Here is an 11057-nt window from a genome sequence, read left to right on the forward strand (position 1 = left end):
GTTTCGCCACCACTCTCAGAACCCGATCCGATACAGTGTGAACACCACCGCGGAAGCGGCCAGGCAGTAGTATCCGAAGTAGTGCCAGAGCCCCTTCTCCAGCCAGGACGATAACCAGCGCAAGGCAAGGAGGCCGGCGAGGAAGCTTAGTACCATGCCGCCAAGACTTGGCAGAAAGAGCTGAAGCAACTCTCCTCCTGAGGCGGAGACGGCATGAGCTTTCATCAACCGCAGCATCTCCCTGGCCACCACCGGCGGCGTCAGTACTACGGCAAGAGCAAAGCTGAACTCCTCCACCCTCTCCTTCGCGATCCCCAGCAGGAGTCCGGTCGAGATGGTGGCTCCGGAGCGGGAGAATCCGCGAAAGGGAAGGCAAAGGCCCTGGACCGCACCGATGCCGCAAGCCTCCTTTAAGGTTAGCTCACCTTTTTCTCCATCCCGTCTGCGCCGCAACCCGGCGTAAATGATCAATACCCCAACTGCGGCCAGGGCTGCCGAGATCAGCCCGAGATTCCCGAAGAGCATCTCGATCTCTGCATGGGCACCCTTGCCGAAAGCGATGCGTTCGATGAGAGTCTTGATTCCGACCCCGACCGCACCGGTGATAACGGTGGCAACGAAGATCAGTTGGCAGGTTTTCCGGAATTGTTGCCGCGAGGAGAAGAAACTGGCCCTCCACCCTTTCCAGAAGAAGAGGATCACCGCGAACATGGTTCCGGTATGGAGCATGACCAGCAGGAGGGTCATCTCAGGCGTGGTCGGATCGACCCCCATGAGTTTGGCCGCCACGATGACGTGTGCGGAGCTGGAAACCGGCAGCAGTTCCGCCGCCCCCTGCACTGCGGCCAGGAGGAAGATTTGAAAGAAAGACATAGAGGACCTCGCTGTTGCCCAGCCCGGCGTTTGCTCCAGAAGTTAACAGTTTAACAACCTTAGGCTGGTTCTGCTTAACTTCTATCTCGCAATTCCATAATCCGGACTTGATGGCCGATTTAACAGTTACAGCGCTTGCACATCCCGGCCCGGGGATCAGGCTGTCGCATTTCCTTACATGGATCCCTGCTCAGACGGTGCAAATTCCTTTTGCCTGCTATTACAGCCACTTTGGGCGGCGCCCTGTCCACAGGCAACGAGTCATCGCCCCATGCTCTCTCCACGTTCAAAGATCCCCCCCATGATTTCCAACGCCATGTCACGCCACTGCTGCCACCCCGCGTCGATTTTTTTTACATTTACGCTCTCCTGAAAAAGTGGAACCTGCGCAATAACAGAGACTTCCGGCCTGGAATATTAATTGCTATTAGATGCTTTTCCGTTTGTGCAGGGCCTTTGATCATGCAAACGACTTTAAAAGGGAGGTTCTATGACTACCACGAAACGAATGATGACGGCTCTTCTATTGACGGTCGCCTTGGCGACGGCCTCGCCTGCTCTGGCATCGTCGGCATGGGTGTCGGTCCCCTCGACGCCGGATGCTTCTGACAAGGTTGTCATTACCGGAGGCAATCTCACTCCCTTCACCACTGTTAGGTTGGCGGTAATCGATGGCAATGGCGCGAAAAACGAGCAGTTGCGAACAGTGAGCGCTGAAGGGACCCTTTCCGCCGAGATCATCCCGGGGACTCCCGGAAGCTACACTGTGAAAGCGTATGACCAGGATGGCAATGAGATTGGCGGCGGTGTCTTTGGCTACATCAAATAGGTAGGTGAGTGCCATGAAAAACATTCTTATCGCCTTCTGGGCTGTTTTGGCGGCTTCCGCCTTTGCCGGTGAGGCGGCGGCATCCGCTGCAAGCGGGAAAATCCTTTTTATCTCCACCCGCGACGGCGTCTCCCAGATCTACTCAATGAATGCAGACGGCTCCGGGCAGACTGCCCTTACTCAAGGGCGCGAGGAAAACACCGACCCCGCCTTGTCCCCCGACGGGACGCGCATCGCCTTCACTTCCTATCGCGACGGCAACGCCGAGATCTATGCCATGAACGCGGACGGTACTGCGCAAAAGCGGCTGACTTCCGATGAAGCCTCTGACACTTCCCCTGCCTGGACTCCTGACGGTCGCATCGTCTTCCGCTCCAACCGGGACCGCTGGACCAACTTTTATGTCGTCTCCGCCGACGGAGGAAACCTCAAGCAACTCTCCGCGACGCCTTTGGATAAAGGGGCACCGGTCCTCTCGCCGGATGGACGTTCGATCGCGTTCGTTGCGCATGAACCAAGAGGAAGTTCGGATATTTGCGTCATGTCCGCCAACGGCGGGGAACACAGGAATCTCACCGCAAGCCTTTCGAAGAACAAGAAGTTTTCCCCCTCCTGGGCCCCGGATGGATCCCGACTGATATACGTAGAGGCCAAAGACCCGGTCCTCAATATCTTTGCCATCAACCCTGACGGCAGCAACTCCGTAAAGATAACCGACAACTTCTTCAGCAACGCGTCGCCGATCTGGTCGCCGGACGGCAAACGCATCGCCTTCGTCTCCAGTCGGGAAGGTGATCCGATGCAGAGGGCCCGCGGCGATATCTACCTCATGAATGCCGACGGCAGTGGCGCCATCAACCTGACCAGGACGGCGGACGAGGAGAACTATCCGGCCTGGGCCGCTGACGGCAGCGCCATCTACTTTGTCAGCCTGCACGACGGCTCGGCCCAGATCTACTCTGTTGCCGCGGAGGGGGGCGCTCAGAAGCGCCTGACAAACAACCAGGGTAGCAACGTGATGATCGTGCCTTTCTCCCGGAAACAGATGGCTCCCCTGCAACCTCGCGGTAGCAGCTAACTCTCTAAAACATTGAAAGGAGTTAACTATGAAAAGAGCGCCGAAAAGAATCCGTCTCCTGGCATTGACGACCCTGGTCCCCGGTCTTCTTGCCTCGGGATATGCCTGGGCCGGAAGTCAGACCTACACTACGGATGGGGACTTCGATCAGGGAACCCTGGTGGGGGTGAACCACAACGAGCCGCACAACAACCAGCTCCAACTCAACAGTACGGGATCCAGCTTCCCGGTCCTTTGGATCGCCAACGCCGCTGAAGATACCCTATCCAAGGTGGACTCGACCCAAATCGGACTGAACAAGCCCGGCCGCGAGGTAGCCCGCTACCGGACCTGGTTTCCGACCGGGTATCATGGCGCCTGGGGCGGTCCGGCTCCGTCGCGCACCGCAGTCGATAAGGACGGCAACGCCTACGTGCTGGATCGCTGGTTCGGCGGTTACCCGACGCTGTTCAAGATCCTCAACAACTCTTTCATCGACCGCAACGGTGACGGGATCATGCAAACCTCCAGCGATACGGACAATGACGGGAAGATCGGCGCCGCCGAGATGATGCCGCTGGAAGATTCCAACAAGAACGGCTTGATCGAGGACAGCGAGATCAAGGACGAGCGGATCGCCTGGGCCAAGCGCATCCCGGACGGCGTCTACACCGGCGGCGGCAGCACTCCTTTGCCGCAACGGTACGATGGCATCGGCCGTGCCCTCTGCATCGGCACCGATGGCAACCTCTGGGTCGGTCTTTACAACCGTCACGAATATTTCAAGGTGAGTGCGGCGGACGGGCACACGATAGCCGGTCCTGTCGCCACCGGCACCCCGAACTACGGGTGCCTGATCGACCAGAACGGCACGCTCTGGGGCGCGAACTGGGGTTCCTACGTCCTGACCAGGATCAACAACACGGCAAGCGACACGGGGCCCTATGCCGCCAGCAGCATAGGCGTGCCGGACCAGGTCTATGGGCTGGCTCTCAGGCGGGACGCCAACAACAATACCCATGTCATCATGGGGGGATCATGCGACAGCTACGTGGACTACGACGCCGCTACCAACGCCTGGAGCAAACCGGCAAGTTCGAAGTACTGCAGCTACGCTGTGGGCACCGACAACAGCGGCAACATCCTGGTGAGTAAACGAAACGGCGGCGTCGTCAAGTTCGCACCCAGCGGCGCGGTGATTTGGGACAAGGAAAGCCAGGTGGGCAGCAGGGACAGCCGCGGAGTCATCGCCGATGCCAACGACGACATCTGGCAGGTGCATAGGGAATCAAACAACATGGCCAAATACAACGGGAGCACCGGCGATTTCCTCGGCCTCCTTCCCATCGGGGCCGAACCGTACACCTACAGCGACGCCTCTGGCACCGCAGCTTTGAGCATCACGACCAAGACCGGCAACTGGTCCGTCGTCAAGGACAGCGGCAATGCCGACACCAGGTGGGGAGTCATCTCCTGGAATGCCGAGGTGCCGACCGGGGCGAAGATAACCGTCGAAGCTCGTGCCTCCAATACCACCCCCGTCTCCGGAACCTTCACTGCGATCAACAACGGAGCGACATTCGCCAAGAGCGGCCGCTATATCGAGACGAAGGTGACCCTCGACGCCAACCCGCAGAACCAGTCGCCGGTGCTCAGCGATCTCACGGTGAAGAACAGCGTCTGCGATATAAATGGTGACGGCAGCATCAATAAAATCGACATCTCCCTCATCACTGCGGCGCGCAATACCGCTGCCACCACGTTTGACAGCCGCGACGCCGATGACGACCACGTGATCACCGTCAACGACGCCAGGATCTGTTCGACCAAGTGCACAAAACTCAACTGCGCCCTGTGACAGGGCAGCGAATACAAACGCCACTGGAGGGATTGATATGAAATCGCGAATGAGAAAAGTCGCCTTGCTATTCGTGGTGCTGGCGATGACCGTGGTCCCCACCTTTGCCCATGCCCTTTCCCTGGACTTCAGCCCGTCGGCACAGACAAAATTCCTGGGGCAGACGGCGTCGGTGGAGGTAAGGGTAAACAATGCCGGTTCAACGCTGGTAGGGGATTATGACTTCTGGGTCCACTTCGACCCTAGCATCGTACAGCTCAGTTCCGTATTATTCGGGTCGGCGCTCGGGGGGGGAGACGGCCTCTCCTTCACGGACGTAGTTGATGAGCAGGGGAAAGTGAATTTGATGGAGATTTCCTATGCCTGGGAGCTGGTTCCGTACCAGAACGCCAGCAGCTTCACCCTGTGCACCCTCCTCTTTGATACGCTGAAGGTTGGCGTCTCGCCCCTGAGCTTTACCGGCAATATCGGCTTCGACCCGGCCCCCGCCCTGGGTAATGGCAACATCCCCGTCGATGTCGACTCGGTCGGCGGCGGAAGCATCACCGTCGTTCGAGAAGAAGGGACTCCGGTTCCCGAGCCTGGGACCCTGCTCCTTCTCGCCCCCGGACTTGCCGGGTTCGCCCTCTGGAGGCGTCGCCGCAATTAAGGAGAGGCCTGAGGGGCTGGTACTTTTGGGCAGACGAAGCAGGAAGAGCGAAAATAAAAGCCGCAACCTGAACTCCGGTTGCGGCTTTTTGCCTTTGCGAGAGAGCCGACGATGCGATAGTCCGGCTGCTGATGTAGGCGCCAACAAGTGAACGCCCCCCGTTACTCTAGCCCGCGGCGTACGTCCTCCTCAGCCGTCTAATGTACTCCTCCCGATGGTCAGGTGTATCCGCCGTCTTATTCAATATGCTCCATACCCGGTCGTCAATTCGGGCTGAAATCATGTCTTTTCCCATCACCGGTTTCTCAAAAGATGTGTAGTTTTTCCCCTCCAAATAAACTATAAGTCTTCCTACACTCTCTCAATGCAGAGTCGATTGACAGCGGTCTGCGTGAAACGCCAAGGGACCTCTTTATCCACCCGAAAAGCACATCGAGGCATAATGAAGAAGCAGTTTTATACGTGGGATGGTGATGTCTTGGTGCTTAATATTCTTGGCACCCCCAATGCCAAACGCGATGCTGTCGGCAAGGTGAAGGGACATCAGCTTTGTGTCAGTGTAACTGCGGTGCCGCGTGCAGGGCGGGCAACGGACCACATGGTGCGATTTCTGGCCGATGAATTTGGCGTATCCGGCAGCGACATCCAGGTTGTCTTCGGACGCATGAATGTAAACAAACAGCTCCGGATCAAGGCGCCTAAACGTTTGCCCGCAGTCATCGGACAGCAGGAATTATACTAGTTGCGGATATGAGTAAGCCCAAGGGGGCTTGTCAGGACGTTGACGTCCTTGGTTGAGTGCGTTGTCCGGATCTGCCCCCGCCTCACTCTGTATCAGCCTGTAAAGATTCCGTTGACTGAGTCGCCGAGTTGCGCTATCTTCCCGCAAAACTGATTGCCTCAGATACACGACAATACTAAACCATCCGCGAGGATGGGACGGAAAGCCTACTGGGTCTCACCGAGACAGCCGGGTCGCCGAAATATCAGATCTCGATATTCGGCCCCGGCTTTTTTGTGTCCGAATCTCGAGATCGAGGTGTTATCGCGTGCAATCGAGCGCACCCGAGATATTCTAGATCGGGAGATTCAAACCCAGGAGGAATGGCTATGACACGAAGAACTGGTTCATGGAAGAAGACGATCATCACCCTGTGCATGCTGGCTTTGGCGCTATACCAGCTTGCCGGCTGCTCCGGAAGCGGCGGGGGAACAGCCACAACGGGAACACTCAAGCTGTCGATCACCGACAAGCCAAGCGACAACTATCAGAGTGTGGTAGTCACCGTGCGCGAGGTACGTGTAGTCCCTGCCGGAATGGATAACGCCGCCGATAACGATCCCGGCCTCCCGGTCGTTGTCCACTTCACCACCCCGAAGGTCATTGACGTGATGCAGTTGCAGTTCGTGCAGCAGGCCCTCGGAGAGGTAGTGCTCCCGGCGGGGAGTTACAGCCAGATCCGGCTCGTTCTCGAGCCCAACCCGAACGGGCAGGGGCAGACACCGCTCAACTACCTGACCCTGAAGAGCGATCCGGAAACCAAGATCGCGCTGAAGACACCGAGCGGGCAGCAGTCAGGCTTGAAAATCCTCGGGCCACTGGACGTGAAGCCCGGCGTCATCAATGCGGTGACCATAGACTTCGACCCCAATACCGCCATCGTCGCGCGTGGCAATGGCGACTACAACCTGAAACCGACCGGGATCCGGCTTCTACAGCTAGCGAGCGACATGCCCCAGTTCGGGACCATCGGCGGCACGGTCAGCTCCACCTTTAAAAGCTGGTCCAGCGCCACCGTCTCCATCAAGCGCCGCGGAGCCATCAACGACACCGATCCCATCGCCGCCGGCAGGATTTTCTCCAGCTACACCAGTGGGAAATGGTACGCCCCCTTTACAGCCTTTGTCCCCTCCAGCACCCAGACCGTTTCCTACAAGGCCTTCATAAGCGCCAACGGATTCCGGCTCTATTCGTCACAAGCCGTACCGGTCGTGCAGGGGCAGCTGACCGATCTAAGCGAGATACCGCTGACGCCGATACAGTGATAAACGGTAAATAAGCGGCAATAAAGAAGCCGGAAACCCAGAGAGGGTTTCCGGCTTCTCTATTTTCATGTTGATACAGACATGGGGTGCTACAAGCGGTCTGGACCTTGACATCCTTGGTTGAGGGCGTTGTCCGGCTCTGACCCCTCGCAGTTCACTTTGATAATCCGGTATTAGCCCCTGTCCGTCTCCCTCACGCAGCATAGACATATCCCTGATACACCGGTCCTCAGTTTTCTTTTTTGTGGAAAAACGCGACCAGGCAGACGCAAATCCAGGTGAGCCAAGTGAGCAGTACGACCGCTTTCATCGCTCAGAAACTCTGCGCGGCTTGCCTGGCCTTTGCTACTGCGGCTACTTTGATCTCCTCAGCCATGTCGGGCATGGCGTCGACCCCTTCCACCACGATCACCTCAGAGTCTTCGACCCCCATGAAGCCCATGACGGACTTCAGGTAAGGAACAGAGTGATCCTCGTCCTTCCCGTAATGGAAACCGCCCGAGGAGTGGATGTGCAGGTATTTTCTTCCTTGGTCCTTGAGGAGGCCCACCGGACCGGTTGGAGTATAGGCGAAGGTTTTGCCGGCCACGCAGACGGCGTCGATGTACATCTTGAATTCCGCCGGAAACCCAAGGTTAAACATCGGCGTCACGAACACATATTTGTCTGCCGCGATGAATTGATCGGCGTGCTTCCAGATACGGCCGACCTTGCGCTGCTCGTCGGCGCTGAGTGAGGCGAAACTCTCGCCACTGCGCAACTTTCCCCAGCCGGAAAGGACATCGGCATCGATCCGCTGGATGTTATCGCGGTAAAGGTCGAGAGAATGCACCTCGTCTTCAGGATTGTGCTTTAGGTATTCGTCCAGGAATCCCTTTCCCACCGAGAGACTACGAGAAAGTTCGGCGGGTTTGAGGTTGCAGGTAACATAAAGTAGCTTTGCCATGATGTTCTCCTTCACAATAAAATGTTGTGACGACGGCTCTCGTCTAAAGATCAGCTGGTTTTGCTGCACTCTTCTCTTTGTTGATATGAACCATCACTCCGATGAATCCTCCCATGAAGCCACTGATTAAACCGCTTATTCCGTTACCAAGAGCATTGGTGATGGTATCTCGCGGCAACTCCAAAATGAAGTAATTGACTAGAAAGCTCATCAGGAAACCCATAAATCCACCCATCATTCCATTTACAAGCGCGCTTTTCATACCTTAAGCTCCCCTCCGTTGATGATCTGTCAGATTCTCAAAATACCTTGGAAAGCCGAAAAGCCACCTTGGTTCCTTCCGGACGGTTTTCAGCGCCGGTTTCAAAGTAACTGTTGACTGTAAGTGAAACGCCGTTGCCGCTCAACTGGATGCCTGGGCCAATTCCGAAGACACGCTCTTCGGAGTTGGCTTGGCTGCGACCGTCGATCTTATCGGCGGTCAACTGCTGCAGGACGTAACCGCTGACGCCGACTCGGACCCCTTTGACGACCTCGTAAGAAGCGGCATAGTTGGCGTGAAACGCCTGCCCCGGTTGGATGGTTCCCGCTCCCATGCCGACAAACGGCCGGTCGTTTTCCGAGTTCCATAGGTAGTGGAGCCGGGCGCTCACCTCAAACTTCTCGGTCGGCATGATTGTGAAGGCATAGTAAGGATTGATACTCACCAGGTTGTTCCCTGCATTCACCGGTCGGCTGCGGTCATAGGATCCGGTCGGCAGCGTCATGTCGAAGACAAACCGCTGAAAGTACGGCATTCCGAAAAGCTTCTGGTCGGTCCACTGGAGTATGAAAGGGCTGACGATCAGATCACCCACGCCCCGTTCGCGGTCCTTGGGGCCGAAGCTGGTCTCCAAATCAACATCCGCCAACGGCAACAAAACTTCTGCGCCCCAGAAACCTCCCATCAGCCGGTACTTCGAGATGTGAGCGATATGCGTGGTGGCGCTCACCGCGGTGAGCTTGTTGGACCCGGCTACCCTGTTTCCTTGCGGATCCTCAAACCGGCCGGCGTGGTAATACCCCAGGGTCTCCTCAACGAGCCACCCCGGGTAGGCGACACCGTCAAGAAAGCTGGTATCCCCGAGATTAACCGTCGGAAGTGAGATATCTGCGGCTGATGCAACCACGGCACAAAGGATAAGAGCCACGCTGACCAATCCAGCAAGTACCATCTTGAATGGCGATGCCGATTTCCGCCGCAAGTTCCCCGTGTGTCCAATGCGTAATTCAGTTTTCATAAAATGCCCATTTCCTCTGTGATCGATGCCTTGCTCAGTTGTGTTTTCCTGTAGTGTAAAAGAAGCCATTGCCCACCTTTACCTTCCGGATGTCGCCAGCCCGCAGGAAGGGTTCCAGGTATTTGTCGATCTCGTTTTCGGCCACCATGAAAACGACCGCGATTTCCCTGGGGGCGACCTTCTCGTGTTTCCTGACGAAAGCGGCGATGGTGTCGCTGTTTGAACGTATTTCTCATGATGCCTGCAACCTCGCTTGTCCGTGAAATGGAAGGCAGCCGCCCGTCGCCAACGGTGAACCTGACGATGCTTTCCTTGCGGTGGTAAGAGCGAGATCCATGCCAGGTAGGGATAGGTCGTAATAACAGCGTGTTGCGAGTTTCTGCCTGCTGGATTATCGCTAAATATGGTAATTGTTGTTGCTGGCTGTTGTCGTATTTGGTAATTTACCAAATACCGTAAACACGGGGAAAGTGGCCTGATGGCATGAATGCGGAGTGAACATGGCACTAAACAGGGATGAGTTTTTCAGAGAAGTGACGCTCAGGATCTGCAGCAGTCTGCAGATCAATATTGCCTTCGAGAGGGTTTTCGAGTACTTGCGTGATCACTTCCCTATCGATCACATGTTCCTCGATATACCGGACAAGTGCCTTGGGGCAAACCGTCGTATCGCCTTCGCCTCTGTCGGCCACAGGCCGCCAGTGGAGATCGTTCCGCTTCCCGAAGGGGTCTGGGAGTGGATCAGCGAGCTACGTGTTCCCTTTACCCTGAACGCTTCGGATGCGGACGAGAGGATCCGGACCTTCGCACCCTTCATCAAGCTTGAGGGGTTCTCGGACCTGGCCATGCCTCTTCGCATCGAAGATGAACTGATAGGCTTCCTGATCCTGCGGGCGAAAGGCGAAAGAAGGTACACCCAGGATCACGTGGCACTGCTTTCGGTGGTAGCCGAGCCCTTTGCCATGGCCCTTGCCAACGCACTAGCCCACGAAGCCGTTGTCAGATACCGGGACATCCTCCTGGACGACAACCGTTTTCTGCGCAGCGAGCTGGCGCCACAGTTGGGAGACGAGATCATCGGCGGGAATTCGGGGCTGAGAAACGTCATGGAAATGGTCCGACAGGTGGCTCTGCTTTCCAATACGGTGCTGTTGATGGGAGAGACCGGGACCGGGAAGGAGGTGATCGCCAATGCCATCCACTTTGCCTCGCCGCGCAAGGATGGCCCATTCATCAAGGTGAACTGTGGCGCCATTCCCGAGAGCCTCATAGATAGCGAGCTCTTCGGCCACGAAAAGGGTGCCTTTACCGGAGCCGTTGCCGAAAAGCGCGGCCGTTTCGAGCGGGCAGCGGGGGGGACCATCTTTCTTGATGAAATTGGCGAGCTGCCGCCCCAGGCGCAAGTGAGGCTCTTGCGGGTGCTACAGCAGAGGGAGATTGAGCGGGTAGGAGGGGACAGGCCGATCCCAGTGGATATCCGGGTGATAGCTGCGACCCACCGCAACCTCGAGAGCATGGT

11 protein-coding genes and 1 riboswitch are annotated in these 11057 nt (G+C 56.9%); of the genes, 7 read left to right on the forward strand and 4 right to left on the reverse strand.

What is annotated here, in order from left to right:
* Positions 1-15: 15 nt before the first annotated feature.
* Complete coding sequence (locus tag AC11W3_RS06525) at positions 16-873, reverse strand: undecaprenyl-diphosphate phosphatase (RefSeq protein WP_484091465.1); 858 nt, start codon at positions 871-873, stop codon at positions 16-18.
* 490 nt (positions 874-1363) lie between these two features.
* Between AC11W3_RS06525 and AC11W3_RS06530 the strand changes: the two genes are divergently transcribed.
* From AC11W3_RS06530 to AC11W3_RS06555, 6 genes are all read left to right on the forward strand, one after another.
* Positions 1364-1702, forward strand: coding sequence for a hypothetical protein (locus AC11W3_RS06530; RefSeq protein WP_484091464.1), 339 nt, complete (start codon positions 1364-1366; stop codon positions 1700-1702).
* A 13-nt stretch (positions 1703-1715) separates the two neighbouring features.
* Positions 1716-2780 (forward strand): DPP IV N-terminal domain-containing protein, encoded by a 1065-nt coding sequence (locus tag AC11W3_RS06535; protein WP_484091463.1) that lies wholly within the window; start codon positions 1716-1718, stop codon positions 2778-2780.
* 28 nt (positions 2781-2808) lie between these two features.
* Positions 2809-4617, forward strand: a complete 1809-nt coding sequence (locus AC11W3_RS06540) for an NHL repeat-containing protein (protein ID WP_484091462.1) — start codon at positions 2809-2811, stop codon at positions 4615-4617.
* 37 nt (positions 4618-4654) lie between these two features.
* Positions 4655-5266, forward strand: a complete 612-nt coding sequence (locus AC11W3_RS06545) for a cohesin domain-containing protein (protein ID WP_484091461.1) — start codon at positions 4655-4657, stop codon at positions 5264-5266.
* 442 nt (positions 5267-5708) lie between these two features.
* On the forward strand, positions 5709-6008 hold the full coding sequence (locus AC11W3_RS06550; RefSeq protein WP_484091460.1) for a DUF167 domain-containing protein: 300 nt from the start codon (positions 5709-5711) through the stop codon (positions 6006-6008).
* A gap of 164 nt (positions 6009-6172) precedes the next feature.
* Positions 6173-6249: riboswitch (cyclic di-GMP riboswitch) on the forward strand.
* Positions 6250-6376: 127 nt separating this feature from the next.
* On the forward strand, positions 6377-7312 hold the full coding sequence (locus AC11W3_RS06555; RefSeq protein ID WP_484091459.1) for a DUF4382 domain-containing protein: 936 nt from the start codon (positions 6377-6379) through the stop codon (positions 7310-7312).
* A 313-nt stretch (positions 7313-7625) separates the two neighbouring features.
* Here AC11W3_RS06555 and AC11W3_RS06560 read toward each other — a convergent pair whose 3' ends face one another.
* The 3 genes from AC11W3_RS06560 to AC11W3_RS06570 are packed head-to-tail and all read right to left on the reverse strand — an operon-like array spanning position 7626 to position 9538.
* Positions 7626-8258, reverse strand: a complete 633-nt coding sequence (locus tag AC11W3_RS06560; RefSeq protein WP_484092681.1) for an FMN-dependent NADH-azoreductase — start codon at positions 8256-8258, stop codon at positions 7626-7628.
* Between the two features lie 43 nt (positions 8259-8301).
* Positions 8302-8520 (reverse strand): hypothetical protein, encoded by a 219-nt coding sequence (locus tag AC11W3_RS06565; protein WP_484092682.1) that lies wholly within the window; start codon positions 8518-8520, stop codon positions 8302-8304.
* 37 nt (positions 8521-8557) lie between these two features.
* The gene (locus AC11W3_RS06570; protein WP_484092683.1) at positions 8558-9538 is read right to left on the reverse strand and encodes a SphA family protein; all 981 of its coding nucleotides are present in this window, start codon (positions 9536-9538) and stop codon (positions 8558-8560) included.
* 500 nt (positions 9539-10038) lie between these two features.
* On the opposite strand from AC11W3_RS06570, the gene AC11W3_RS06575 reads away from it, so the two are divergent.
* On the forward strand, positions 10039-11057 hold a 1019-nt coding region (locus tag AC11W3_RS06575; protein WP_484092684.1), incomplete at its 3' end, for a sigma 54-interacting transcriptional regulator.

The organism is Geomonas sp., assembly GCF_056994735.1.

Coding starts and splice junctions, on each gene's coding strand:
- AC11W3_RS06525 (WP_484091465.1), bottom strand. CDS start 873: ATGTCTTTCTTTCAAATCTTCCTCCTGGCCGCAGTGCAGGGGGCGGCG.
- AC11W3_RS06530 (WP_484091464.1), top strand. CDS start 1,364: ATGACTACCACGAAACGAATGATGACGGCTCTTCTATTGACGGTCGCC.
- AC11W3_RS06535 (WP_484091463.1), top strand. CDS start 1,716: ATGAAAAACATTCTTATCGCCTTCTGGGCTGTTTTGGCGGCTTCCGCC.
- AC11W3_RS06540 (WP_484091462.1), top strand. CDS start 2,809: ATGAAAAGAGCGCCGAAAAGAATCCGTCTCCTGGCATTGACGACCCTG.
- AC11W3_RS06545 (WP_484091461.1), top strand. CDS start 4,655: ATGAAATCGCGAATGAGAAAAGTCGCCTTGCTATTCGTGGTGCTGGCG.
- AC11W3_RS06550 (WP_484091460.1), top strand. CDS start 5,709: ATGAAGAAGCAGTTTTATACGTGGGATGGTGATGTCTTGGTGCTTAAT.
- AC11W3_RS06555 (WP_484091459.1), top strand. CDS start 6,377: ATGACACGAAGAACTGGTTCATGGAAGAAGACGATCATCACCCTGTGC.
- AC11W3_RS06560 (WP_484092681.1), bottom strand. CDS start 8,258: ATGGCAAAGCTACTTTATGTTACCTGCAACCTCAAACCCGCCGAACTT.
- AC11W3_RS06565 (WP_484092682.1), bottom strand. CDS start 8,520: ATGAAAAGCGCGCTTGTAAATGGAATGATGGGTGGATTTATGGGTTTC.
- AC11W3_RS06570 (WP_484092683.1), bottom strand. CDS start 9,538: ATGAAAACTGAATTACGCATTGGACACACGGGGAACTTGCGGCGGAAA.